This window comes from Kumtagia sp. (assembly GCF_059502445.1).
In genome coordinates this window covers 163,486-186,591 of record NZ_JCACER010000096.1, presented here as the reverse complement: position 1 = coordinate 186,591, position 23,106 = coordinate 163,486, and the positions used below count along the sequence as shown (strand labels likewise).

The window sequence follows — 23,106 nt, the reverse complement described above, 5'->3', positions numbered from 1 at the left end:
GGCCTCCGTCGAGGCTCCGCGCTCAGTCGCGCAGGATCAGGCGGTCGCCGCGCATGTCGAAGCCCGACAGCGTCGAGATGAAGTTCATGCCGAGCAGGCTTTGCTCGAGCGAGCCATCGGCCGCCACCAGGACCGTGAGGTTGCGGCGCACGATGGCGCCAACCGTCACCTCCTGCACACGGACCGCGGCTGCGCGGGCCGTGCCGTTGGCGGTGGCGACAGGAATGGAGAAGGACAGCGCCGCGGTGTCGAAGCCGGCGCGCCGCGCGTCCGCCGCCGTCAGCACCGTGCTGGTGGCGCCGGTGTCGACCAGGAAGGCGACCGCCGAGCCGTCGACCGAGCCGCGCACCTCGAAATGGCCGTTCTGCCGCTTCTCCATCATCACCGTGGCGCGGCCGTCCGCGTCCGTGACCGACAGCGGGCTGCCGGGGACGAGCCCGGCGGAGACGCGGCTCAGCACGTCCTGCAGTTCGTAGCGGTACTGATAGCCGGCGACCAGCGCCAGGATGATGGCGAGCCAGGCCACCACGCTGCGCAGCGTGCCGCCGGAGTTGCCGCGAAACAGTGCCACGACGCCGGCGCTGAGCACCGCCGTGAGCGCCCCAGCATAGACCAGCCGCCCGAACTCGCCGCTGCTCAGTCCGGCCACGGAGCCGTCGTCATGCGTCCACAGGAGCACGACCAGTCCCACGCCGAGGATGAGCAGGCCGATGGCGAAGCGGTTCATCGCCTCACTCCGCGCGCTCGCGCGCCATGCGCGTCCGCCGCGTCTCGCGTCGCGGCCGCCGCTCCACCGTCTCCAGCCGCGCCGGCAGCAGCGCCATGGTGCGGCGCCGCTCGTCGGGCGACATGGTGATCCAGGCGCCGATCTCCTCGCGTGTGCGCCCGCAGCCGAAGCAATAGCCGGTCTTCGTGTCGATCGAACAGACGAGGATGCAGGGGGATTCGATCACGGCCATGCGGTTTCCATCGGGCCTCTGACATGGGACAGGCAGGGCTGCAATGCAAGGTCGCGATTGTGCCACGGCCAAGTTGCGTCTATGCCGCCTGCCGACGACGTTGCCTGCAGGCGGATACGACATGACTTCCGGACTTCCCTTCGACGATTTTCGCACCCTGGCCGGGCGGCTGCCGCAGGGCGACGAGGCGGCCGAGCGCCGTGTCCGGTCGGACTTCGCCGCTGCCAGCGGGCTCGGCCGGCTGGAGGATACGGCCGCATGGCTGGCGCGCTGGAGCGGCCGCGCGCCGGCGGTGCGGCGACCGCTTGTCGCCGTCTTTGCCGGCACCCACGGGGTCGCCGCCGCCGGCGTGTCGCCGCGCCCGGCCGAGGAAACGGCGCGCGCCGTCGAGCTCCGGGCCGCCGGCGGCGCCGCCATCAACGGCGTCTGCCTGGCGCACGACCTTGGCCTGAAGGTATTCGACCTGGCGCTGCACCTGCCGACCGGCGACATTTCGCAAGAGGCGGCGCTCGACGAGCGCGGTTGCGCCGCCACCATGGCCTTCGGCATGGAATCGGTCGCCGGCGGCACCGACCTGCTCGTCGTCGGTCATCTCGGCGTCGGCAGCTCCACCGTGGCGGCGGCGCTGTTCGCCGCGCTGTTCGGCGGCGGCGGGGCGGACTGGGTCGGGCCGGGTTCCGGCGCCGACGGCGCGATGCTGGCCCGCAAGGCGGCGGTCGTCGACCGTGCGCTGACGCTGCATCGCGGCCATCTGAAGGATCCGCTCGAAATCCTGCGGCGCCTCGGCGGCCGCGAGTTCGCTGCCATCGCCGGCGCCGTTCTCGCCGCGCGAACCGAACGTATCCCGGTCATCCTGGACGGTGACGCGGCGATCGCGGCTGCCGCTGTACTGCAGGCGCTGCAGCCGGGAGCGATCGACCATTGCCTGGTCGCGCAACAGCCTGTGGAGCCTGGCGGCGCGGCGGTTGTCCAGCGCCTCGGCCTGATGCCGCTGCTCGATCTGCGGATAGCCGCAGGGGACGGCACGGCCGGCGCGCTCGCCGCCGGTGTGGCCAAGGCCGCCGCCGCCGTCGCCTCGACGCTTGCGGAAGCCGCCAAGGGTTCCGGAAAGTCCTGAGCCTTTACTGGACCCGGCCGGTCACGATGGTCGCGAACAGGTTGAAATTCGACGGCGTGTCGCAGAAGCCCGCGTCGTAGCGGTGCTGCGTGCAGGCCGGAACGAAGAATTTTTCGGGCGGCGTGCTCTGGCAGCCCGTGAGCAAGGCCAGGGCCAGGGTCATGCAGAGCGGCAGCAGTCGCATGGGCCGGTTTCCCGATTCTTCGGCTCGAGCCTTAGCACAGGCAGGCCGCATTCTGCCATGCCGCGGCGGGTTCACCGTTTCCGCCCCGCGACGGCCCGGCCCGGCGCGGGCATCGCCGGCAGTTTCTCCATCACCCGGGCGGCCGGGAAGGTCACCAGCACCTCGGTGCCTTCGCGCAGCTTGGAGAAAATGTCGAAGCTGCCGCCATGCAGCGCGATCAGACCTTGCACGATCGGCAGGCCGAGGCCGGTACCCTGTTCGGCGCTCTTGATGGCGATGGCGCCCTGGCCAAAGGCCGACAGCACGACCGGAAGCTCGTCCTCGGCGATGCCGGGGCCATTGTCTTTCACCGACAGATATTGCCCGCCGCCGGCCGTCCAGCCGACCCGGACGCGGATTTCGCCGCCCGTCGCGGTGAATTTCACCGCGTTCGACAGAAGATTGAGCGCGATCTGGCGGACCGCCCGCTCGTCGGCGTTGAGGCGCGGCATGCCCGGCTCGAATTCCTCAACGATGCGGATGTCCTTGCCGCGCGCCTTCAGCGTCATCATGTGGCAGCAGTCCTCGACCGTCTGGACGAGCGACAGCGGCTCGGCATTGAGCTGGTAGCGCCCGGCCTCGATGCGCGACAGGTCGAGGATCTCGTTGATCAACGTCAGAAGATGCTGCCCGGACGAGTGAATGTCGTGGGCGTAGTCGCGATAGGTGTGGTTAGCCATCGGGCCGAGCACCTCGCTGCCCATCACCTCGGAGAAGCCGAGGATGGCGTTCAGCGGCGTTCGCAGTTCATGGCTCATCGAGGCGAGGAAGCGCGACTTGGCGAGGTTGGCCTCCTCGGCGCGGTGGCGAGCCTCGTCGGACATCGCCTTGGCCGTCTCCAGCTCGGCGATCAGGGCGTCCTTCTCGGTGCGGAACGACAGCAGCATCAGCGACGATTTGTTGATGTGGGCGGAGATGTAGGAAAAGAAGGGCAGGGCGAGCACCAGCAGCCCCGCCATGATCGCGTCCACCGGCTGGGAGAGCCGGGTGCCGATCAGCACGTAGAGCAAGACGGGCAGGGCGAAGGTGGCGACCAGAGCGCCGCGCAATGACGCTGCGATCAGCGCAGTGGCAGCGACGGCAAGCAGCAGCAGCACCGCCTTGACCACCGGAAACTGCTCGACGCCGCATTCGTCGCAGTTGAGCGTCATCAGATAGGCCCAGCCGAGCCCCGAGGCGAAATGCGCGGCCAGGAAAGCGCGTCTGGTCCGCCCGACATCGATGTCGCCGGACGCCGTCCGGTCGACCCGCCGTGCGATCAGCAGGAGCCCGGCATAGCAAGCGACGGTGATCAGTGCCCAGACGGCGATCGTCCTGCTCATGCCGACGGCAAGGCCGCCCATGGCGATGAGCAGCACCAGCACGGGCACGGCGGTCGCGCAGAAGATCGTCGAGCGCGCATGCAGCTTCAAAAGTTCCCGGTCGAAGCCGATGCTGCCCGGCCGCTGCACCAGACGGTCGCGCATGCGGCGCACGGCCTGCGCCACCTCGCTGTTGCGATGCGGTTTGCGCCGATCCACAATGATCTTGTCAGCCGTGGTGCTGTGCGTCGGCGACATTCCGATTCGGATTTTTCGCGTGCTGAAACCAGACGGCAGGCTAGTTGCGAATGATTAATGGACTGTTTGCCATATGAGCCGGTCATGGCCGGCGCGCGCTAGGAGGCCACGGCCGCGAGCCCGGCGTAGCCTGTTGCGCAGGTTTTTCGATCTTTTGCTGGCCGTGGCGATCCTCGGGCTGCTGGCGCTTCTGGCGGCGCGGTTGGACCGCGTCGAGACGCGCCGTCTGAGCGGGGCGGTGGTCGTCAACGACGGCGATACGATCACGGTGGGCACGGAGAAGATCAGGCTGCGCGGCATCGACGCCCCCGAATTCACCCAGAGCTGCATGAGGGACGGCATGAGCTATCCCTGCGGCCGCCAGGCGCGGCAGCGGCTGCGCACGCTGATCGGCAACCAGCCGGTCGCCTGCTCAGGCTGGCAGCGTGACAAGTTCGGCCGGCTGCTCGGCACCTGCTCGGCCGGGTCGACCGAGCTCAACCGAACCCTGGTAGAGGAGGGCTGGGCGGTCGCCTTCGGCGATTTCGAGGACGAGGAGTTGTCGGCGCGACGGGCCGGGCGCGGCCTGTGGGCGGGCGAGTTCGACCGCCCCCGGCACTGGCGCGACACCCATGGCAGCATGGCCGAGGTCGACCACGATCGGCTTGGCGCGCTGTGGAACTGGCTCAGGCAAATATTCCACCTTGGCTGATCGCCGCGGAATGGCCAATCTCGTCCTGTTTTAAGGGCTGATCGGATTGCAAACGGAGGAGACCGGATGAGACTGTTCGACGGCGGCCGCGCGCCCAATCCGCGCCGGGTCAGGATCTTTCTCGCCGAGAAGGGCATCGCGGTGCCGCTGGTGCCGGTCGACATGGGCGCGCTCGGCCACAAGGGCGAGGAGCTGACGGCGCGCAACCCGCTGCAGCGCCTGCCCGTACTGGAACTGGGCGACGGAACCGTGCTCACCGAATCGGTGGCGATCTGCCGCTATTTCGAGGAGCTTCATCCCGAACCGGCGCTGTTCGGCCGGGGCGCGCTCGGCAAGGCGCTGGTCGAGATGTGGCAGCGGCGCATCGAGCTCAATTTCTATCTGCCGGTTTCCTTCGCCTTCCGCCACACCCACCCGGCGATGAAGGACTGGGAGGTGCCGCAACTTCCTGAATGGGGCGAGATGAACCGTCCGAAGGCGGTCGAGTTCATGAAGATCCTCGACACGCATCTTGCGTCGCACGAGTTCGCGGCAGGCGAGGACTTCAGCATCGCCGACATCACCGGCCTGGTGGCGCTTGACTTCACCAAGCCGGCCCGGATCGCAATTCCGGAAGAACTCGAGAACGTGCAGCGCTGGTATCGGGCACTGAAGGCACGCCCGAGCGCGGGAGCTTGAGACCGGTCGGATTTTGACCTTGGTCCTGTCGGGACCGACCGGCCGGGCCAGGCGCATAGAGCATGACAGGAACTCAACGGCATCGGAAAGCTTTTTGGTCGAGCAGCAAGCCAAAAGGTCATTCCATGTCCCGATACTACTTCGACACCCATGACGGCGTGGAACCTTTCCGCGACGACGTCGGGCTTGATATCGAAACTTTGGAGCATGTGAGGCGAGCGGCCATAGAGGCGCTGCCGGACATGGCCCGCGAGGACCTGCCCGATGGTGAGGAAAGAACCTTCCGGGTGAGTGTGCGAGACGAGCAGGGCGGCGTGATCTTTGTAGCGGAGCTTGCCTTTCGCTCCGGCTGGCTGTCCGGAAAGACCGGTTGAAGCGACAGGGCTGTCTCGGTTCCTTGATCGGATCAGGGGAGAGGTCGAGTGCTGGAAATCGCAAGAGAAAGCTGCAAATACGGACAATGCCGATCCACGCGAACGCCGATCTCGACAGCCTCGCCGGACACATCCGCGCCTGCCGCCTCTGCCTTGAACGTCCCGCCGGCCGTGCGCTTCCGCACAAGCCGCGCCCGGTGCTGGTGCCGTCCACCAGGGCGCGCATCCTGATCGCCGGGCAGGCGCCGGGGACCAAGGTGCATGCGACCGGAATTCCCTTCAACGACGCGTCCGGCGACAGGCTGCGCGACTGGCTCGGCGTCCCGCGGGACGCCTTCTATGACCCGGGGAATTTCGCCATCGTGCCGATGGGTTTCTGCTTTCCCGGACAGGATGCGCGCGGCGCCGACCTGCCGCCGCGCCGCGAATGCGCCCTCGAATGGCGGCAGCGGCTGATGGCCTTGATGCCGCAACTGGAGCTGGTGCTGGCGATCGGCCTCTATGCGCAGGCCTGGCACATGGGCGCGAGCCGGCGACGCTCCCTCACCGAGACGGTCGAGGATTGGCGCATCATCTTCGACGCATCGGCCGCGCCGAAAATCCTGCCGCTGCCGCATCCGTCATGGCGCAACACCGGCTGGATGAAGCGCAATCCCTGGTTCGCGGCCGAGCTGCTGCCCTTCCTGCGCACGCAAATCGCGATGCGACTTGGCTGACGCCGGCGCAATGTGCGTTTCCCGAAACGCCTTGGCGGGCAAAAATCTTCCTTGTGCCGCTGTGGCGGAATGATAGGTTGCGTGGAATATTTTTCTCCCGGAGCGACCCATGGACCGCCTCGATCGCAAAATCCTTCGCCTGTTGCAGGAAGATTCCACGCTCGCCGTTGCCGACGTCGCCAAAAAGGTGGGCCTGTCGACGACGCCGTGCTGGCGGCGCATCCAGAAGCTGGAGGAGGAAGGCGTTATCCGGCGGCGGGTGGCCGTCCTCGACCCCGAGAAGATCAATGCCCGGGTCACGGTGTTCGTGTCGATCCGCACCAACTCGCACAGCCACGAATGGCTGCGGCGCTTCTCCGAGGTTATCCAGGAGTTTCCCGAGGTCATCGAGTTCTACCGCATGAGCGGCGACGTCGACTATCTGCTGCGGGTGGTCGTGCCCGACATCGCCGCCTATGATGCCTTCTACAAGCGGCTGATCGCCAAGATCGAGATCCGCGACGTGTCGTCGTCCTTCGCCATGGAGCAGATCAAGTACACGACCGAGCTGCCGCTCGACTACATGCTGCTCGACAAGGAGGCGCACTCCAACGCGGCGTGAGCTTTCGCGACGCTGATGGCTCTTACATGCTGAGCGCGTTGGAGGCCTTGAGGCTGACGCCGGTGATGCGGTAGCGGCCGTCGGGCTGCAGTTCGAGCGTGTAGAGCGCTTCATAGTCCCTGCCGTCGGGGCCGACGATCATCACCTGCTGGGCGATCGCCGATCCCGCCTCCTGCGCTTTGCCGAAGGCGAAGCTGCGCGGCCTGTAGACCGGCTGGTAGGCGCCGGTCACCATTCCCATGAAGGACTCCAGCGTCGGAAATATCCGCTTGATGGAGGGGGCCGCGTGCCCGTATGCCGCGGCATTGTCTCCGCCGCGGAACGCGCCGATCTGTGCCTCGATCGTGCCTTGTGCCGCCCTGACCTCGGCCTCGCCGGCGAATGCCGCGCCGGCGATGAACGGCAGGCTCATCAGTGCTGCGGGAATGCTGCGCATGCGGAAAATCCCCTTGCGGCCGTACGGCGGACGGCAGCTCCGCCGGCCCCTGCCGAGTATACGCCGAATCCGCCCCGGCAGTTTCACGATCGCCGCGAATCTCCTCCGTCCGCGTGCCGAAAGTGTCCGCAGGCGGCGAGGCAAACTGCCTTGTTCTTGGGCGTTTCGCCGAAACTGCCCACGCAAGCGCCGCAAGCCTCCGATTGCGCTTGCTTTTCCGCGCGGGGCCATTTGAAATGCTGTCACAGGGGAGTTCGCGCTTGGTTGCGTTCGATGAGATGTCGCCGGACAAGTCCGGCATCCGCAGACCGTATTTCGGCTATGACAGCTGGCTGAGGGAACAGGACACTGCCAGGCTGTCGGAAAAGACACGCGACGCCGAACGCGTCTTTCGCAAGACCGGCATCACCTTCGCCGTTTATGGCGAGGCGGAAGCCGCGGAACGGCTGATCCCCTTCGACATCGTGCCGCGCATCATCTCCGGCCAGGAATGGCGGCGCCTGACGCAGGGCATCGAGCAGCGCGTGCAGGCGCTCAACGCCTTCCTCGACGACATCTACCACCGCCAGGAGATTTTGCGCGCCGGGCGCGTGCCGAAGGAGCTGGTCGCCAACAACGCCGCCTTCCTGCCCGAGATGATCGGCGTGCGGCCGCCCGGCGGCGTCTACACCCACATCATCGGCGTCGACATCGTGCGGACCGGCGAGGACGACTTCTTCGTGCTGGAGGACAATGCGCGCACGCCGTCGGGCGTCTCCTACATGCTGGAGAACCGCGAGACGATGCTGCAGCTCTTTCCCGAGCTGTTCCAGCGCGTGAAGGTGCGGCCGGTGGAGGATTATCCGAAGCTGCTGCGCCAGTCGCTGGCCGCCGTCCGACCGGACGGCGTCAAGGGCACGCCGACCATCGCGGTGCTCACCCCCGGCCTCTACAACTCCGCCTATTTCGAGCACGCCTTCCTCGCCGACCAGATGGGCGTCGAGCTGGTCGAGGGTCAGGATCTCAGGGTGGTCGACGGCCACGTCGCCATGCGCACGACCCAAGGCTACAAGCGGATCGACGTGCTCTACCGCCGCGTCGACGACGCCTTCCTCGATCCGCTCACCTTCAACCCGGATTCGGCGCTCGGCGTGCCCGGCATCATGGACGTCTACCGCGCCGGCAACATCACAATCGCCAACGCGCCCGGCACCGGCATTTCGGACGACAAGGCGATCTATTCCTACATGCCCGACATCGTCGAGTTCTATACCGGCCGCAAGGCGATCCTCGGCAACATCCCGACCTGGCGCTGCTCGGAGCCGGGCAGCCTGAAATACGTCCAGGAGCACCTCGCCGAGCTGGTGGTGAAGGAGGTGCACGGCTCCGGCGGCTACGGCATGCTGGTCGGGCCGGCGGCGACCAAGAAGGAGCGCGACGAGTTTTCCAAAAAGCTCGCCGCGCGGCCGTCCAACTACATCGCCCAGCCGACCCTGTCGCTGTCGACCTGCCCGGTGCTCACCGATGCCGGCCTCGCCCCGCGCCATGTCGATCTCAGGCCGTTCGTGCTCGTCTCCGACCGCATCCAGATCGTGCCCGGCGGCCTGACACGCGTGGCGCTGAAGGAGGGCTCGCTGGTGGTGAATTCCTCGCAGGGCGGGGGGACGAAGGATACGTGGGTGTTGGATGATTGAGGAGCGAATAGCGAATAGTGAGTAGCGAGTAGCGAGAGCCGGGTGGAAACCACGATCAACTCTTACAAAGACCTGCTGGTGTGGAGGGCTGCCGTCGAATTGGCCGTAGCTTGCTACTCGGCGACAAAGGCATTCCCGAATGGCGAAACCTATGGAATGACGTCTCAGATCCGGCGCTCCGCCGCGTCGATTGCAGCCAACATCGCCGAAGGGCACGGACGGGAAAATACCGGAGCATTCATCCAGTTTCTTCGTATAGCACAAGGCTCGCTCAAGGAACTGGAGACGCATCTTGTTATCTCCGGACGAGTTGGTCTGATGCCCGATGCCGAGATGGCGCGGTTGCTCGGTGCAGCCGATGAGATCGGAAGAATGCTGCGTTCGTTGGTCAGGAGTCTGCAACAAAGGCCATGACGACATTTTTTTTCTATTCGCTATTCCCTATTCGCTATTCGCTCAGGATGCCCTGATGCTCCTCGGTCGCACCGCCAACGGCCTCTACTGGATGAACCGCTACATCGAGCGGGCGGAGAACATGGCGCGGCTGCTCGACGCCGGGCTGCGCATGGCGCTGACGCGCACGGCGAGTTCGGCCGAGGAGTGGAACTCCGTCGTCGTCAGCGCCGGCTGCGACGTCGCCTTCCGCAACCGTCATCCGGAGGTCTCTGCCACCGCCGTCGCCGACTTCCTGCTGCGCGACGTCACCAATCCCTCGAGCGTGCTGGCCTCGATCGAGACGGCGCGCGGCAATGCCCGCATGGTGCGCACGGCGCTGACGCGCGAGACCTGGGAGAGCATCAACGAAGCCTGGATGGCGATGAGGCGGGTGCTGGCCAGGCCGGTCGACGAGCGCGACCTGCCGAGCGTGCTCGACACCATCAAGCGCGAGACCGCACAGATCCGCGGCACCTTCCACGGCACCATGCTGCGCAACGAGATCTTCGATTTCGCCCAGCTCGGCACCTTCATCGAGCGCGCCGACAACACCGCCCGCATCCTCGACGTCAAATATTACGTGCTTTTGCCGTCGATCCACTGGGTCGGCTCCTCGCTCGACAACTACCAGTGGGAATCGATCCTGCGCTCGGTGTCGGCGCACCGCTCCTACCGCTGGGTGTACGAGGCCGACTACCGGCCGACCAACATCGCCGAATACCTGATCCTCGACGCCCGCATGCCGCGCTCGCTCGCCTTCTGCTACCGCAACCTGGCCGACAGCCTCCGCTATCTCGAGGAAGCCTACGGCATCCGCCACGCCTGCCACGACACGCTGGCCGCGACGACGGCGAAACTGAAGGGCGCGACGATCAAGCAGATATTCGATTCAGGACTGCACGAGTTCCTCACCGCCTTCATCCAGGACAATAACCGCCTCGGCGACGAGGTCGCCCGCAGCTATCGGTTCTACTGATGCGGCTGAAGATCACCCATCGCACGGAATACAGCTACGACGTACCGGTCCAGTACGGGCTGCAGCGGCTGCGCCTGGTGCCGCAGAGCGGGCCGACGCAGGCGGTGGTGTCCTGGGCCCTCGAAATCGCAGGCGCGCGCGAAGAGGTCCGCTTCGCCGACCAGTTCGGCAACGAGACGCGGCTGGTCAGCGTCGAGGGCGAGCCGCACGGCGTGTCGGTGGAAGCCGGCGGCATCGTCGAGACCTTCGACACCTCCGGCATCGTCGGCCCGCATCAGGGGTTTGCGCCGCTCTGGCTGTTCGCCCGCGAGACCGCGCTGACCGTGGCGGCGGACGGCATCGCTGCGCTGGCCGACGCCGTCGCGCCGGCGAGCGAGGTCGACAGGCTGCACGCGCTGATGGACGCCGTCGCCGATAAGGTCGCATACGTGCCCGGCTCCACCCATGCCGGCACAAATGCAGAGGAAGCGATAGCGCTGGGCAAGGGCGTGTGCCAGGATCAGGCGCATGTCTTCATCGCCGCCGCTCGCCGGCTCGGCTATCCTGCCCGTTACGTCAGCGGCTACCTGCTGCTCGACGGCACGGTCGACCAGGTCGCCAGCCACGCCTGGGCGGAAGCGCATGTCGAGGCGCTCGGCTGGGTCGCATTCGACGTCGCCAACCGCATCTCGCCGGACGAGCGCTACGTGCGCCTGGCGGTCGGGCGCGACTACCGCGAGGCGATGCCGGTTTCCGGCATTCGGCTGGGACAGGCGGCGGAAGCGCTTGCGGTCCACATCACGGTGGAGCAGTAATCCCCGCGAACGTTACGCGGAATCACGCTTATGACCTATTGCGTCGGCCTCAAGATCGAACGCGGGCTCGTCTTCATGTCGGACACCCGTACCAATGCCGGCATCGATTCCATCTCGACCTTCCGCAAGATGCATGTGTGGGAGCGGCCGGGCGAGCGCGTCGTCGTGCTGATGTCGGCCGGCAATCTCGCCACCACGCAGAACGTGATCAGCCTGCTCAACGGCCGTGCCAAGCCGCTGGAGGAGCGCAAAGCCGCCGTTCTGGAGACACCGTCCATGTACCAGACGGCGAAGCTGATCGGCGACACGGTGAAGGAGGTCATCCACGATTCGAGCCCGGCCGGCCAGAAGGCGGACAGCTACTTCAACGCCTCCTTCATTCTCGGCGGCCAGATCCGCGGCTCCGAGCCGCGGCTGTTCATGATCTATCCCGAAGGCAACTTCATAGAATCGACCGACGACACGCCGTTCTTCCAGGTCGGCGAGACCAAATACGGAAAGCCGATCATCGTCAGGACCTACGACCGCGCCATGAGCTTCGCCGAGGCGGTGAAGCTGCTCATCGTCTCCTTCGATTCCACCTTGCGCTCCAACCTGTCGGTCGGCCTGCCGCTCGACCTGCTGTTCTACGAGGCGAACAAGTACAAGGTCGGCGTGCAGAAGCGCATCGGCCAGGACGATCCGTATTACCGCACGGTGTCGGAAGGCTGGTCCGACGCCCTGAAGAACGCCTTCAAGAGCCTGCCGGACTTTCCGGAGAAATAGGCCGGGACAGACCGGCAAACGATGCTCGGCGGGTAGGGGCAGGGGAGACTGCACAGGTACGGGGCACCGTGGACAGGCGCTCGCAAATTATGCACGATGCGTCGCGCGAGGGCAGGGCACGAGCGCTTGTTCGGTGTCCGCCGCCGGCGGCGTCTGCGGGTCGGCAGTGGCATGCGGCTTGCATCGCGGATTGACGGATTGCAGCAGTGCCGCGCGGCATGCGCGGCCGACGAGGGGTGGTGTCGATGAACGGAAATCTCGCGAAAATCTCGGTCGCGCTCGCGGCTCTCGCCGCGTCGGCCTATGGCGCTGTTGCCGCCGAGAAAGTCACCTTCATGACCAACTGGCTCGCCCAGGCCGAGCATGGCGGCTACTACCAGGCAGTCGCCGACGGCACCTACGCCGCCTGCGGCCTCGAGGTCACCATCCAGCAGGGCGGCCCGCAGGTCAGCGGCCGGCCGCTGCTGCTCGCCGGCAAGATCGACTTCTACATGGGCGGCAATCTGCAGCAGGCGTTCGACGCGGTCGCCCAGAACATCCCGCTGCGCGTCGTCGCCGCCTCCTTCCAGAAGGAGCCGCAGGTGGTCATGTCGCACCCGGGGCAGGGCCTCGATACGTGGGAGGAACTGCCCAAGGCCGAGCAGTACATCATCGGCGACGAGGGGGCGCAGAGCTTCCTCCTGTGGATGGCGACCGAATACGGCTTCGACGTCTCCAGGCGCGTGCCCTATACCTTCAACCCGGCCCCGTTCCTCGCCAACAAGAAGTCGATCCAGCAGGGCTACGTCACCTCCGAGCCTTTTGCGATCGAGAGGGAGGGCGGCTTCGTGCCGAACCAGTTCCTGCTCGCCGACTACGGCTACAACACCTATGCGACGACGATCGAGGCGATGCAGAAGACGATCGACGAGCGCCCCGAGGTGGTCCAATGCTTCGTCGATGGCTCTGCCAAGGGCTGGTACAGCTATCTCTACGGCGACAACAAGGCCGCCAACGAGATGATCAAGAAGGACAATCCCGACATCACCGACGAGCAGATCGCCTTCTCGATCGCGCAGATGAAGAAGTTCGGCATCGTCGATTCCGGCGATGCGGAAAAGCTCGGCATCGGCGCCATGACCGACGAGCACATCCAGAGTTTTTACGACAAGATGGTCAAGGCCAAGGTGCTGCCGGAAGGCATCGACATCAAGAAGTCCTACACGCTGCAGTTCGTGAACAAGGGCGTGGGGCTCGATCTCAAGCAGTAGGGCCGCTGCATCGCGACGGGAAGCGGATCAGAATGCCACGATGACGGTATCGACGGCCGGAATGAAGCGTGACGGCCCGATGCCGGACGACGAAGGCGAGCCGCTGCTGATCCTGCGCAATGTCGGCAAGACCTTCTCGAACGGCGTCGCCGCGCTGGCCGATGTCGACCTGACCATCCGCCAGGGCGACTTCCTCAGCCTGCTCGGACCGTCGGGTTGCGGCAAGTCGACGGTGCTCAGGCTGATCGCCGGCCTGACGACGCCGACCTCGGGTACGCTCGACTGGCGCAAGGCGCTCGGCGAGGATTGCGTCGGCTTCGTCTTCCAGGAGCCGACGCTGCTGCCCTGGGCCGATGTTTTCGACAATGTCTGGCTGCCGCTCAGGCTACGCGGCCGCTCGCGCGCCGAAGCGGCGTCGGCGGTCGGTACGCTGCTGGAGCGGGTGCGGCTCACAGGATTCGAGAAGGCGATGCCGCGCGAGCTTTCCGGCGGCATGAAGATGCGCGTCTCGATCGCGCGGGCGCTGGTCACGAAGCCGCGGCTGCTGCTGATGGACGAGCCCTTCGCGGCCCTCGACGAGATCACCCGCTTCCGCCTCAACGACGACCTGCTCGACCTCTGGCAGGAGGAACGCTTCACCGTGGTCTTCGTCACCCACAGCGTGTTCGAGAGCGTGTTCCTGTCCAGCCGCATCGCCGTCATGGCGGCGCGGCCGGGCCGCATCTTCGAGGAGATCGCCGTGGAGACGCCGCAGCCGCGCAGCCAGGCGTTCCGCACCTCGCCGGATTATGCCGCGCTCTGCCGGCAGGCCTCCGACGTGTTGCTCGGAGCAATCAACCAAGCCCCTGCGGGAGCGCGCAATGGGGGGCGTTGAAGAACGGCGCTCCGCTGCCCTGGCGCTCGATCCCGAGGAGGCGCGACGCGCCCGCGGCGCCCGGCTGGAAAGGGTCGGCCGATGGCTGCTGCCCATCCTCATCATGGTCGCCGCCGTGTGGCTGTGGGACCGCCTCTGCGTGTGGAACGAGATCCCGCGATACATCCTGCCGCGCCCGGGCGTCGTCGCCGCCACGCTGGTCAGCGACCGGGCGCTGCTGTTCTCGTCGCTGCTGGTGACGCTGCGCATCACCTTCCTCAGCCTGTTGCTGGCGGTGCTCGGCGGGGTCGGCCTGGCGATCCTGTTCACCCAGTCGAAATGGGTGGAAATGTCGTTCTTTCCCTTCGCCATCGTCTTGCAGGTGACGCCGATCGTGGCGATCTTTCCGCTGATCAACATCTATGTCGACAACCAGACCGCGAAACTGCTGCTCTGTTCATGGATCGTCGCTTTCTTCCCCATCCTCTCCAACACGACGCTCGGCCTGAATTCCGTCGATCGCAACCTGCTCGACCTGTTCCGCCTCAACGGCGCCTCGCGCTGGCAGCAGTTGCGGCTGCTCAAGCTGCCGGCGGCGATGCCCTATTTCCTCGGCGGCCTGAAGATCGCCGGCGGCCTGTCGCTGATCGGCGCGGTGGTGGCGGAGTTCGTCGCGGGCGCGTCCGGCCAGTCGTCGGGGCTCGCCTCGCGGATCATCGAGGCCGGCTACCGGCTGAACGCGCCGCGCCTGTTCGCCGCGCTGTTCCTGATCTCGCTCACCGGCATCATGATCTTCCTGGCGCTGTCGCTGGTGTCGCACCTCGCCCTGCGGCGCTGGCACGAAAGCGCGCTGTCGGCGGAGCGGTGAGGGTGAGAGTGGACAATTGTTGGCCTGCGCTTCGTCGCCCCCCCCTCTGTCCTGCCGGACATCTCCCCCGCAAGGGGGGAGATTTGCAGTTCCGCTCTGGGCGCTTCTCCTACCGCGCTGGTGATTTGCGAAGCACACGCGGCCGGCTAATCTCCCCCCTTGCGGGGGAGATGTCCGGCAGGACAGAGGGGGGTGCGAAGGGACGCGGCCTGTCCTTGCGGCAGCCAGCATGACCGACCTCCTCATCCCCGCCTCCGGCTGGTACGTGCTCGGCAATGCGCGCCTGCACGCCTCGCTGACGCCCGGCCTCGACGGGCCTTTCGACCGCGACGGTTTCGCGCTCGTCGACATCGCCATCGCCGACGGCAAGGTGACGGGGATCGCCGCGCGCGGCGGGCGGCCGGCGCCGCCGCGCGGCGTCGACCTCGCCGGCCGCATCGTGCTGCCCTGCTTCGTCGACTGCCACACCCATATCGACAAGGGCCATATCTGGCCGCGCATGCCCAATCCGGACGGCTCGTTCGCCGGCGCGCTCGGCGCCGTCGGCGCCGACCGGCTGGTCCACTGGAACGCCGCCGACGTCGCCCGCCGCATGGATTTCTCGCTGCGCACCGCCTATGCGCATGGGACCAAGGCCCTGCGCACCCATCTCGACTCGGTCGCGCCGCAGGAGACGATTTCCTGGCCGGTCTTCGAAGAAATGCGGGACGAGTGGCGTGGTCGCATCGACCTGCAGGCGGCGAGCCTGATCGGCATCGAAGGCGTCCGCGAGGCGGCCTGGTTCGAGGCGCTGGCGCGGCGCGTGGCGGCGGCAAAAGGCGTGCTCGGCGCCGTCACCTACATCCTGCCCGATCTGGAGCCACTGCTCGACCGCGTCTTCCGCACCGCGATCGAATTCGGCCTCGACCTCGATTTCCACGCCGACGAGACCGGCGATCTCGCCGCCGTGTCGCTGCGCAGGATTGCCGAGGCTGCCCTCAAACACCGCTTCGAGGGAAGAATCCTGGTCGGCCATTGCTGCGCGCTGGCGCGCCAGCCGCACGGCGAGGTCCTGGAAACGCTCGACAAGGTCGCCGCCGCAGGCATCGCAGTGGTGTCGCTGCCGATGTGCAACCTCTATCTGCAGGACCGCCGCCACGACGGCACCACGCCGCGTTGGCGCGGGGTGACGCTGCTGCACGAGATGAAGGCGCGAGGCATTCCCGTCGCCGTCGCCTCAGACAACACGCGCGATCCGTTCTACGCCTATGGCGACCTCGACATGCTGGAGGTCTACCGCATGGCGACGCGCATCCTGCATTTCGATCATCCCGTCGGCGACTGGCCGAAGACGGTCGCGGCGACGCCGGCCGAAATCATGGGCGTCGATGCGGGCCGGCTCGCCGTCGGCTCTCCAGCCGATCTGGTGATCTTCAAGGGCAGGAGCTGGACGGAACTGTTGTCGCGGCCCGAATCCGACCGCATCGTGGTGCGCGACGGGCGGGCGATCGAGCGCAGCATCCCGGACTATTGCGAACTCGACGAGCTGATGGGAAGCGCATGGACATCGAAGCCCTGAAACGCGAGCTCGACGGCATCAGGATCGAGGACAATCCGGCGATCGTCCGGCAGAAGAGCCGCGACTTCTACTGGTACAGCCCGGTGCTGAAGCGGCAGCTCGAGCATGTAACCGGCGATCTCATCGTCTCGCCGAAGGACGAGGCCGAGGTGGTCCGCGTGCTCGCCGCCTGCTTTTCGCACGGCGTTCCGGTGACGCCGCGCGGCACCGGCACCGGCAATTACGGCCAGGCCATGCCGCTGTCTGGCGGCGTGGTGCTGTCGCTGGCCGAGATGAACGAGGTCCGCGCCATCGCGCCCGGCCGGGTGGTGTGCGGGCCGGGCGCCATCCTCGCCGATATCGACCGGGCGACGAAAGCCCATTCGGCGCAGGAGCTTCGCCTGCATCCTTCGACCTATAACACCGCTTCCATCGGCGGCTTCATCGCCGGCGGCTCCGGCGGCGTCGGCTCGATCAATTTCGGCGGCCTGCGCGATTTCGGCAACGTCATCCGGCTGCGCGTCGTTACCATGGAGGCCGAGCCCAAGGCGCTGGAGCTGAGCGGCGAGGACCTGCACAAGGTCACTCACGCCTACGGCACCAACGGCATCATCACCGAGGTGGAGATGCCGCTTGCCGCCGCCTATGACTGGGTCGACGTCATCGTCGGCTTCGACCGGTTTTCCGACGCCGCCCGCTACGGCAATGCGCTCGCCTGCCAGGACGGCATCCTGACCAAGCTGATCACGCCGGTCGCCGCGCCCGCGCCCTGGCTCTATTTCAAGCGCCATCATAAATTCCTGCACGAAGGCCTGAGCGTCGTCGTCTGCATGGTGGCGCCGCACGCGCTCGACGCTTTTCGCGCCTTCACCCGGCGCGAGAGGGGCGAGGTGATCTTCGACGCCTCGCTGGTGGCGGACAGGAAAGGCCTGCCGCCCGCATACGAGCTCGCCTGGAACCACACGACGCTGAGGGCGCTGCGCGTCGACCCGTCCATCACCTACCTGCAGTCGCTCTATCCCTTCCCCAACCAGCTCGACCTGGTGGAGAGGGTCGACGGCCTGTTCCCCGAGGTCACCTCGCATCTCGAATTCGTGCGCTTCGACGGCAACATCACCTGCTTCGGCCTGCCGCTGGTGAAGTTCACCACCGAGCAGCGGCTGGACGAGATCGTCCGCCTCTACGAGGACAATGGCTGCCCGATCTTCAACCCGCACCGCTGCACGCTGGAGGAGGGCGGCATGAAGCAGACCGACGAGATCCAACTCGCCTTCAAGCGCCGGGCCGACCCACAGGGCCTGCTCAACCCGGGAAAAATGATCGCCTGGGAGAATCCGGGTTACGACTACCGGTCAGGGAAAACATTTCTATTCAAGGGGCTGGAGCGATGAAGAGCACAACGCCCTCCCTCCCCCTCGAGGGGAGGGTGGCCGCGAAGCGGCCGGGTGGGGTCGTCGCGGCAGCGCTCTACGCCAAGGTGCGCAAGACCTTGCGCCGGCAGACCTTCGCCGCCGTTTCCGCTCGACCCGGAGGAGCGCCGAGACAGGCGGCAACGACCCAACCCCGATCCGCTTCGCGGATCGACCTTCCCCTCGAGGGGAAGGGAAAGAACCGTCCATGACCATCCTCGTCCTCCACGCCCATCCGGTCGCGACGAGCTTCAACGCCGCCCTGCACCGGACGATCGTGGAGCGGCTGCGGGCAAAGGGCCATAACGTAGACGATTGCGACCTTTACGCCGAAAACTTCGAGCCGCGCCTGAGCACCGCCGAGCGTCTCGCCTATCACGATCCGCGCCGTCCGGACGAGCCGATCCACCCTTATGCCCAGCGGCTGCTTGCGGCGGAGGGGCTGGTGCTGTGCTATCCCGTCTGGAATTTCGGCTATCCGGCGATCCTGAAAGGCTTTCTCGATCGCGTCTTCCTGCCGGGCGTCAGCTTCCAGCTGGTCGACGGCGTGGTAAGGCCGGCGCTGCACGACATCCGCAAGGTCGTCGCCGTCACCAGCTATGGCGGAAGCCGGCTCAATGCCTTCCTGATGGGCGACCCGCCGCGAAAGCTGGTGACGCGCGTGCTGCGCGCCATGGTGAGGCCGGGCGCCTCGGTCTCCTACCTCGCGCATTACGGCATGAACGTCTCCACGCCGGCCTCGCGCGCGGCCTTCATGCGCAAGGTGGCAGCCAGGATGGATGCGTTCTGATGCGGATGCTGGTCGTCTACTGCCACCCGGTGCCGGACAGTTTTTGCGCCGCCCTGCGCGACACGGCGCTGGAGGTGTTCCGCCGCCGCGGCGACGAGCTCCGCCTGGTCGACCTCTACGCCGAGGGATTCGATCCGGTAATGACCTGCGACGAGCGGCGCGGCTACAATGACGGCCCGCCCGCCGACCCCGCGCTCGTGCCGTATGTCGAGCATCTCAAATGGGCGGAGGCGGTGCTGTTCGTCTATCCGACCTGGTGGTACGGCCTGCCGGCCATGCTGAAGGGATTCTTCGACCGCGTCTGGGCGACCGGAGTCGCCTTCGACCTCGCCAGCGATGGCGGCCGGATCGTTTCGCGGATCTCCCACATCACCCGCATCGGCGTGGTCACCACCTGCGGCGCGCCGCGGCTGTGGTCGTTCCTGATCGGCCAGCCGGGCCGCAAGACGATCCTGCGCGGCATGCGGGCGCTGTGCGCGAAGCGCAGCCGCACGCTCTATCTCGCCCATTACGACATGGACCGCTCGACGCCGGCCTCGCGCGCGGCCTTTCTGGAGAAGGTGAGGCGGCGGCTGGAGCGGTTCTGAGGCGGCGTTTTCCTCGGCAAGGGGGTGCGATCGGTTGGTTCGCTCGATCGGTCCGTCCAAGCGTCGCCGCCTCAGATCACCACGAAGTCCGCGTTCGTCAAAGCGAGCCCTGGATCGAGCTTGGCGAACAGCACGCCGCCGCCGGCGGCATTGCCATTGGCGTCGTAGTAGAGCTCGCCCGTGTCGCTCTCGTAGATGATGCGGTCGGAGGAATCCTGCGCCAGCCCGGTGGGATGCACCCGGAACGCGCCCGCTGCCAGAACGCCCGTGGACGTCAGTGCGGCGAAATAGGCGTTGTCGAGATGGATAGTATCGTCGACGGCACGGAAGTCGGTGATGGTGTCGACATTGGTGCTGGCGCTCAACGCTGAATTGAAGACGAAGCTGTCCTTGCCGGTGCCGCCGGCCAGCGTGTCGTTGCCGCGATAGCCCTTTATCGTGTCGTTGCCCGCCCCGCCCGAGATGACGTTGCGGGTATTGGTGCCGAACAGGTAGTCGGAAAAATCCGAGCCAGTGAGATTCTCGATCGAGTTGAAGGTATCACCCTTGGCGTCGCCGGTGTTGAGCGAGGCGTTGGCGAGGCTGACGGTGAGCCCGGCCTTCGCCGTGGTGTAGGCGGCGCGGTCGCTGCCCGTCCCGCCGCTGAGATAATCAGCGCCAGCGCCGCCCATCAGGGTGTCGTTGCCGTCGCCGCCGAACAGCCGGTTGTTTCCGGTGCCGGCATAGAGCCGGTCGATCCCGCCGCGACCCAGCACGTCGCCCTGGATGGTGCCGAGACGGCCATCGTAGAGGTCGTCGGCCCCAGCGAATTGGACATGGCCGATCATCGTTCCGGTGTTGGTGATCTCGTTCCGGCCGATTGATTCGGATGAGGTGTCAAAGGAAGCAATACTGCCCTCGATGGTGCCCGAGTTGAAGACCTTCAATACTTGCGTGGAATGTCTCCCATGATATATGCCGACGCTGGCCTCTATCGTGCCAGTGTTGACGATCGAGGACGCTCCTGTTGCCGACGATCCATGAAACTCTACGCCCAAGTGGTGGGCGGTGATGAGGCCGTGGTTCGCGACCTGCATGTTGTAACCCTCAAGCGCAATCGCAACACCGTCCGGGGAACGCACCTGGCCGGTTTGCTCGACGGTGACAACCGACCCGTTGTTGACGTTGTAGTAGCCGCCCACATGGATAGCTGTGTAGCCGGCGACCGTACCGGCAACGACGATGCTGTGATTGTTGGCGCCGACGGTCGCATGGATGGTGGGTTCGAAGAGCGTCGACGCGATGAAAACCTCACGCGCTATGAAGACGCTCTCGCCATCTTCGTCCAGGGTGACGATCGTCGCGTCCGAGGTGGTGGATTGCGGATACTGCCATGCCATCGAACAGCTCCCTCTTCGGTGGTTCGGGGTGAACATCAAGAAGCAATGCAACCGGCCGCGAAAATACATAGCATGGTTGCACTGACCGAAATTGTGCCGCCGGCGATGCCGGATGTATCGGCAGAGCATTGTCGGCGCGGTCGTATGAGGCATAGTGTGCCGGCATGGAGCGCTCCGGAGCGCAAAACGCGGGTGTCTGATACTTCCACCGCAACGATCGTCGGCAGAGCGGCCGTCATCGCGGCCGCGCTGTCGGAACACGGGCTCATTCCGCGTGGCGGTTTCGGCTTTGCCGACGGCGACGCGGCACCGGCCGGACCTGCCGGCGCGCCGGCGAAGGCATTGCTACTGGTCGGCCAGGCCGGCGCGGCGGCGTGGCCGCATTTCCTGAAATGGCGGGAAAGCCGTCCGGCGCAGCTTCGCGACCCCCTCGACATGTGGTCACATGAGGTAATTGCCACTGTGGCTCGCCGCTTCGGGGCGAGGGCGGTGTTTCCCTCCGAAAGGCCCTACCTGCCGTTCCAGCAATGGGCGATGCGCGCGGAGAAGCTGAGACCGTCACCGCTGGGCATCCTCATGCATCCGGAATACGGCTTGTGGCACGCCTATCGCGGCGCGCTGCTTTTCGACCATGAGCTCGACCTGCCCGACCCCGGCGCGCCGGCCCATCTTTGCGACGCCTGCGCGGAAAAGCCGTGCCTGGCGTCCTGTCCGGTCGATGCTCATTCGGTGGCGGCCGGTTTCGACCATGCCGGCTGCCTGGAATATGTGCGCTCGGCTAAGGGGCGGGCCTGCGCGAGCCGGGGCTGCCTGGACCGCAACGCCTGTCCGCACGGCGCCGCCTATCGCTATCCGGCCGAGATGCAGGCTTTTCATATGCGGGCATTCACGGGCAATTGATCTTCGGCGCAAGCTGCGCAACCATCGCGGGCGGGGAGCTTGAGTCACGGCCGTGAAGGGGCGCGGCGTCGCGCGGGTAGTCGCGCAACGGAGGGACTTTGATGACCGACACCACCGCTCCCCGGAAAGCCCCCGCCGCCGAGCCCACCCTGCACCGGGCGATCGGGCCATGGCTGCTGCTCCTGTTCATCGTCGGCGACATTCTCGGCACCGGCATCTATGCGCTGACCGGCCAGGTGGCCAAGCAGGTCGGCGGCGTGGTCTGGCTGCCTTTCCTCATCGCCTTCGTCGTCGCGCTGATCACCGCCTTCAGCTATCTCGAGTTGGTGACGAAGTACCCGCGGGCGGCCGGTGCCGCGCTCTACACCCACAAGGCCTTCGGCATCCATTTCGTCACCTTCCTCGTCGCCTTCGCGGTGATGAGTTCCGGCATCACCTCTGCATCGACCGCCTCGCGGGCGTTCTCGGTCAATCTCGACGCGGCCTTCGGGCTCGGCCTCGGCGATCCGGCCGTCGGCAACAACACCTGGGGCATCATGTGGCTCGGCCTGCTGTTCATGGCGATCGTCGCGGCGATCAACTTCCGCGGCGTCGGCGAGAGCGTGAAGGTCAACATCGTTCTGACCTGCGTCGAGCTGTCCGGCCTGCTCATCGTCATCTTCATCGGCCTGTGGGCGATCGGCGCCGGGCAGGGCGACGTCTCGCGCGTCACCCAGTTTCACACGCCGGAGGGCGTCAGCGCCGTCTGGCCGGTGATCGCCGCAACCACGCTCGCCTTCTTCGCCATGGTGGGCTTCGAGGATGCGGTCAACATGGCCGAGGAGACCAAGGACCCGGTGCGGATTTTCCCGAAAATCCTGCTGATCGGACTGCTGGCAACGGCGCTGATCTACATGCTGGTGTCGATCTCGGCGGTGACGCTGGTCGAGCCGGCCGCGCTCGGCGAGGGCGAGACGCCGCTGCTCAAGGTGGTGGAGGCCGGCGCGCCCAACTTCCCGCTCGGCATATTCGCCTTCATCACCATGTTCGCCGTCGCCAACACCGCGCTGATCAACATGCTGATGGCGAGCCGGCTGATCTACGGCATGAGCCGCGAGCACGTGCTGCCGGCGGTGCTGGGCAAGGTCCATCCGACGCGGCGCACGCCCTACCTGGCGATCCTCTTCACCACGCTCCTGGCGTTCGGCCTGATCACCTTCGTCGGCGGCGTTCCGCAGCTCGGCGGCACCACGGCGCTGCTGCTTCTATGCGTGTTCACCGTGGTCAACGTCGCGGTGCTCGTCCTGCGCAAGGACCGGGTGGAGCATGCGCATTTCAAGGCCCCGACCATCCTGCCGATCGTCGGGGCGATCGCCTGTGGGTTCCTGACGGGACCGTGGACGGGACGCAATCCGGAGCAGTACAAGATCGCCGGCGTGCTGCTCGCCATCGGCGTGGTGCTGTGGGTCGTCACGGTCTTCGTCAACCGCGCCACCGGGCAGAAACCGCTCGATCCGACCATGGAGGACATCGGCGGCAAGAGCACCATCAACTGAC

The 23,106-nt window shown here is 66.4% G+C and carries 26 protein-coding genes; 20 read left to right on the top strand and 6 right to left on the bottom strand.

Annotated features, from left to right (window positions below):
* Positions 1-22 precede the first annotated feature (22 nt).
* Both AC5JDC_RS25130 and AC5JDC_RS25125 read right to left on the bottom strand, forming a co-directional pair.
* A complete protein-coding gene (locus AC5JDC_RS25130; protein ID WP_495845626.1) occupies positions 23-727 on the bottom strand; it encodes a TIGR02281 family clan AA aspartic protease in 705 nt (234 codons plus the stop codon).
* A gap of 4 nt (positions 728-731) precedes the next feature.
* Entirely contained in the window at positions 732-959 is a 228-nt protein-coding gene (locus AC5JDC_RS25125; RefSeq protein WP_495845624.1) for a DUF1289 domain-containing protein, read from the bottom strand.
* 121 nt (positions 960-1,080) lie between these two features.
* Between AC5JDC_RS25125 and AC5JDC_RS25120 the strand changes: the two genes are divergently transcribed.
* Entirely contained in the window at positions 1,081-2,076 is a 996-nt protein-coding gene (locus tag AC5JDC_RS25120; protein ID WP_495845622.1) for a nicotinate-nucleotide--dimethylbenzimidazole phosphoribosyltransferase, read from the top strand.
* A gap of 4 nt (positions 2,077-2,080) precedes the next feature.
* On the opposite strand, the gene AC5JDC_RS25115 is transcribed toward AC5JDC_RS25120, so the two are convergent.
* Both AC5JDC_RS25115 and AC5JDC_RS25110 read right to left on the bottom strand, forming a co-directional pair.
* Positions 2,081-2,260, bottom strand: coding sequence for a hypothetical protein (locus AC5JDC_RS25115; RefSeq protein ID WP_106771009.1), 180 nt, complete (start codon positions 2,258-2,260; stop codon positions 2,081-2,083).
* Between the two features lie 71 nt (positions 2,261-2,331).
* Positions 2,332-3,858 (bottom strand): sensor histidine kinase, encoded by a 1,527-nt coding sequence (locus tag AC5JDC_RS25110; protein ID WP_495845619.1) that lies wholly within the window; start codon positions 3,856-3,858, stop codon positions 2,332-2,334.
* A 133-nt stretch (positions 3,859-3,991) separates the two neighbouring features.
* Here AC5JDC_RS25110 and AC5JDC_RS25105 point away from each other — a divergent pair, with 133 nt between their 5' ends.
* The 5 genes from AC5JDC_RS25105 (at position 3,992) to AC5JDC_RS25085 (ending at position 6,918) form a co-directional block, all read left to right on the top strand.
* Complete coding sequence (locus tag AC5JDC_RS25105; RefSeq protein ID WP_495845617.1) at positions 3,992-4,549, top strand: thermonuclease family protein; 558 nt, start codon at positions 3,992-3,994, stop codon at positions 4,547-4,549.
* Positions 4,550-4,615: 66 nt separating this feature from the next.
* On the top strand, positions 4,616-5,227 hold the full coding sequence (locus AC5JDC_RS25100) for a glutathione S-transferase (protein WP_495845615.1): 612 nt from the start codon (positions 4,616-4,618) through the stop codon (positions 5,225-5,227).
* A 125-nt stretch (positions 5,228-5,352) separates the two neighbouring features.
* A complete protein-coding gene (locus AC5JDC_RS25095) occupies positions 5,353-5,601 on the top strand; it encodes a DUF6894 family protein (protein WP_495845613.1) in 249 nt (82 codons plus the stop codon).
* 86 nt (positions 5,602-5,687) lie between these two features.
* The gene (locus AC5JDC_RS25090; RefSeq protein WP_495845611.1) at positions 5,688-6,317 is read left to right on the top strand and encodes a uracil-DNA glycosylase family protein; all 630 of its coding nucleotides are present in this window, start codon (positions 5,688-5,690) and stop codon (positions 6,315-6,317) included.
* Between the two features lie 109 nt (positions 6,318-6,426).
* Positions 6,427-6,918 carry an Lrp/AsnC family transcriptional regulator gene (locus tag AC5JDC_RS25085; protein ID WP_106772394.1) on the top strand — a complete coding sequence of 164 codons (492 nt, stop codon included), beginning with the start codon at positions 6,427-6,429 and terminating at the stop codon, positions 6,916-6,918.
* 22 nt (positions 6,919-6,940) lie between these two features.
* On the opposite strand, the gene AC5JDC_RS25080 is transcribed toward AC5JDC_RS25085, so the two are convergent.
* The gene (locus AC5JDC_RS25080; protein ID WP_106772397.1) at positions 6,941-7,354 is read right to left on the bottom strand and encodes a DUF4864 domain-containing protein; all 414 of its coding nucleotides are present in this window, start codon (positions 7,352-7,354) and stop codon (positions 6,941-6,943) included.
* A 260-nt stretch (positions 7,355-7,614) separates the two neighbouring features.
* On the opposite strand from AC5JDC_RS25080, the gene AC5JDC_RS25075 reads away from it, so the two are divergent.
* From AC5JDC_RS25075 to AC5JDC_RS25020, 12 genes are all read left to right on the top strand, one after another.
* Positions 7,615-9,027 carry a circularly permuted type 2 ATP-grasp protein gene (locus AC5JDC_RS25075; protein ID WP_495845609.1) on the top strand — a complete coding sequence of 471 codons (1,413 nt, stop codon included), beginning with the start codon at positions 7,615-7,617 and terminating at the stop codon, positions 9,025-9,027.
* 42 nt (positions 9,028-9,069) lie between these two features.
* The gene (locus AC5JDC_RS25070) at positions 9,070-9,441 is read left to right on the top strand and encodes a four helix bundle protein (RefSeq protein ID WP_495845607.1); all 372 of its coding nucleotides are present in this window, start codon (positions 9,070-9,072) and stop codon (positions 9,439-9,441) included.
* A gap of 55 nt (positions 9,442-9,496) precedes the next feature.
* On the top strand, positions 9,497-10,438 hold the full coding sequence (locus AC5JDC_RS25065; RefSeq protein ID WP_106772399.1) for an alpha-E domain-containing protein: 942 nt from the start codon (positions 9,497-9,499) through the stop codon (positions 10,436-10,438).
* Positions 10,438-11,232, top strand: coding sequence for a transglutaminase family protein (locus AC5JDC_RS25060; protein ID WP_106772400.1), 795 nt, complete (start codon positions 10,438-10,440; stop codon positions 11,230-11,232). Before AC5JDC_RS25065 ends, AC5JDC_RS25060 begins: the two co-directional genes overlap by 1 nt.
* A gap of 30 nt (positions 11,233-11,262) precedes the next feature.
* Positions 11,263-11,997 carry a proteasome-type protease gene (locus tag AC5JDC_RS25055; RefSeq protein ID WP_106772401.1) on the top strand — a complete coding sequence of 245 codons (735 nt, stop codon included), beginning with the start codon at positions 11,263-11,265 and terminating at the stop codon, positions 11,995-11,997.
* A 245-nt stretch (positions 11,998-12,242) separates the two neighbouring features.
* The gene (locus tag AC5JDC_RS25050; protein ID WP_106772402.1) at positions 12,243-13,247 is read left to right on the top strand and encodes an ABC transporter substrate-binding protein; all 1,005 of its coding nucleotides are present in this window, start codon (positions 12,243-12,245) and stop codon (positions 13,245-13,247) included.
* Between the two features lie 61 nt (positions 13,248-13,308).
* Positions 13,309-14,121, top strand: a complete 813-nt coding sequence (locus tag AC5JDC_RS25045; RefSeq protein WP_495845804.1) for an ABC transporter ATP-binding protein — start codon at positions 13,309-13,311, stop codon at positions 14,119-14,121.
* Positions 14,108-14,968 carry an ABC transporter permease gene (locus AC5JDC_RS25040; RefSeq protein ID WP_495845603.1) on the top strand — a complete coding sequence of 287 codons (861 nt, stop codon included), beginning with the start codon at positions 14,108-14,110 and terminating at the stop codon, positions 14,966-14,968. The genes AC5JDC_RS25045 and AC5JDC_RS25040 overlap by 14 nt, the downstream gene beginning before the upstream one ends.
* Positions 14,969-15,197: 229 nt before the next feature.
* Positions 15,198-16,526 (top strand): cytosine deaminase, encoded by a 1,329-nt coding sequence (locus AC5JDC_RS25035; RefSeq protein ID WP_495845601.1) that lies wholly within the window; start codon positions 15,198-15,200, stop codon positions 16,524-16,526.
* Positions 16,508-17,896 carry an FAD-binding oxidoreductase gene (locus tag AC5JDC_RS25030; RefSeq protein ID WP_495845599.1) on the top strand — a complete coding sequence of 463 codons (1,389 nt, stop codon included), beginning with the start codon at positions 16,508-16,510 and terminating at the stop codon, positions 17,894-17,896. Before AC5JDC_RS25035 ends, AC5JDC_RS25030 begins: the two co-directional genes overlap by 19 nt.
* Before the next feature lie 226 nt (positions 17,897-18,122).
* Entirely contained in the window at positions 18,123-18,704 is a 582-nt protein-coding gene (locus AC5JDC_RS25025) for an NAD(P)H-dependent oxidoreductase (RefSeq protein ID WP_495845597.1), read from the top strand.
* Positions 18,704-19,291 (top strand): NAD(P)H-dependent oxidoreductase, encoded by a 588-nt coding sequence (locus AC5JDC_RS25020; RefSeq protein WP_495845594.1) that lies wholly within the window; start codon positions 18,704-18,706, stop codon positions 19,289-19,291. The genes AC5JDC_RS25025 and AC5JDC_RS25020 overlap by 1 nt, the downstream gene beginning before the upstream one ends.
* Before the next feature lie 71 nt (positions 19,292-19,362).
* On the opposite strand, the gene AC5JDC_RS25015 is transcribed toward AC5JDC_RS25020, so the two are convergent.
* Positions 19,363-20,670 (bottom strand): calcium-binding protein, encoded by a 1,308-nt coding sequence (locus AC5JDC_RS25015; RefSeq protein ID WP_495845592.1) that lies wholly within the window; start codon positions 20,668-20,670, stop codon positions 19,363-19,365.
* A gap of 45 nt (positions 20,671-20,715) precedes the next feature.
* Between AC5JDC_RS25015 and AC5JDC_RS25010 the strand changes: the two genes are divergently transcribed.
* Together AC5JDC_RS25010 and AC5JDC_RS25005 are read left to right on the top strand one after the other, a co-directional pair.
* Positions 20,716-21,570, top strand: coding sequence for a hypothetical protein (locus AC5JDC_RS25010; RefSeq protein WP_495845590.1), 855 nt, complete (start codon positions 20,716-20,718; stop codon positions 21,568-21,570).
* 101 nt (positions 21,571-21,671) lie between these two features.
* Complete coding sequence (locus AC5JDC_RS25005; RefSeq protein ID WP_106772408.1) at positions 21,672-23,105, top strand: APC family permease; 1,434 nt, start codon at positions 21,672-21,674, stop codon at positions 23,103-23,105.
* Position 23,106 lies beyond the last annotated feature (1 nt).

Coding starts and splice junctions, on each gene's coding strand:
- AC5JDC_RS25130 (WP_495845626.1), bottom strand. CDS start 727: ATGAACCGCTTCGCCATCGGCCTGCTCATCCTCGGCGTGGGACTGGTC.
- AC5JDC_RS25125 (WP_495845624.1), bottom strand. CDS start 959: ATGGCCGTGATCGAATCCCCCTGCATCCTCGTCTGTTCGATCGACACG.
- AC5JDC_RS25120 (WP_495845622.1), top strand. CDS start 1,081: ATGACTTCCGGACTTCCCTTCGACGATTTTCGCACCCTGGCCGGGCGG.
- AC5JDC_RS25115 (WP_106771009.1), bottom strand. CDS start 2,260: ATGCGACTGCTGCCGCTCTGCATGACCCTGGCCCTGGCCTTGCTCACG.
- AC5JDC_RS25110 (WP_495845619.1), bottom strand. CDS start 3,858: ATGTCGCCGACGCACAGCACCACGGCTGACAAGATCATTGTGGATCGG.
- AC5JDC_RS25100 (WP_495845615.1), top strand. CDS start 4,616: ATGAGACTGTTCGACGGCGGCCGCGCGCCCAATCCGCGCCGGGTCAGG.
- AC5JDC_RS25095 (WP_495845613.1), top strand. CDS start 5,353: ATGTCCCGATACTACTTCGACACCCATGACGGCGTGGAACCTTTCCGC.
- AC5JDC_RS25090 (WP_495845611.1), top strand. CDS start 5,688: ATGCCGATCCACGCGAACGCCGATCTCGACAGCCTCGCCGGACACATC.
- AC5JDC_RS25085 (WP_106772394.1), top strand. CDS start 6,427: ATGGACCGCCTCGATCGCAAAATCCTTCGCCTGTTGCAGGAAGATTCC.
- AC5JDC_RS25080 (WP_106772397.1), bottom strand. CDS start 7,354: ATGCGCAGCATTCCCGCAGCACTGATGAGCCTGCCGTTCATCGCCGGC.
- AC5JDC_RS25065 (WP_106772399.1), top strand. CDS start 9,497: ATGCTCCTCGGTCGCACCGCCAACGGCCTCTACTGGATGAACCGCTAC.
- AC5JDC_RS25060 (WP_106772400.1), top strand. CDS start 10,438: ATGCGGCTGAAGATCACCCATCGCACGGAATACAGCTACGACGTACCG.
- AC5JDC_RS25055 (WP_106772401.1), top strand. CDS start 11,263: ATGACCTATTGCGTCGGCCTCAAGATCGAACGCGGGCTCGTCTTCATG.
- AC5JDC_RS25050 (WP_106772402.1), top strand. CDS start 12,243: ATGAACGGAAATCTCGCGAAAATCTCGGTCGCGCTCGCGGCTCTCGCC.
- AC5JDC_RS25045 (WP_495845804.1), top strand. CDS start 13,309: ATGAAGCGTGACGGCCCGATGCCGGACGACGAAGGCGAGCCGCTGCTG.
- AC5JDC_RS25040 (WP_495845603.1), top strand. CDS start 14,108: ATGGGGGGCGTTGAAGAACGGCGCTCCGCTGCCCTGGCGCTCGATCCC.
- AC5JDC_RS25035 (WP_495845601.1), top strand. CDS start 15,198: ATGACCGACCTCCTCATCCCCGCCTCCGGCTGGTACGTGCTCGGCAAT.
- AC5JDC_RS25030 (WP_495845599.1), top strand. CDS start 16,508: ATGGACATCGAAGCCCTGAAACGCGAGCTCGACGGCATCAGGATCGAG.
- AC5JDC_RS25025 (WP_495845597.1), top strand. CDS start 18,123: ATGACCATCCTCGTCCTCCACGCCCATCCGGTCGCGACGAGCTTCAAC.
- AC5JDC_RS25020 (WP_495845594.1), top strand. CDS start 18,704: ATGCGGATGCTGGTCGTCTACTGCCACCCGGTGCCGGACAGTTTTTGC.
- AC5JDC_RS25015 (WP_495845592.1), bottom strand. CDS start 20,670: ATGGCATGGCAGTATCCGCAATCCACCACCTCGGACGCGACGATCGTC.
- AC5JDC_RS25010 (WP_495845590.1), top strand. CDS start 20,716: ATGCAACCGGCCGCGAAAATACATAGCATGGTTGCACTGACCGAAATT.
- AC5JDC_RS25005 (WP_106772408.1), top strand. CDS start 21,672: ATGACCGACACCACCGCTCCCCGGAAAGCCCCCGCCGCCGAGCCCACC.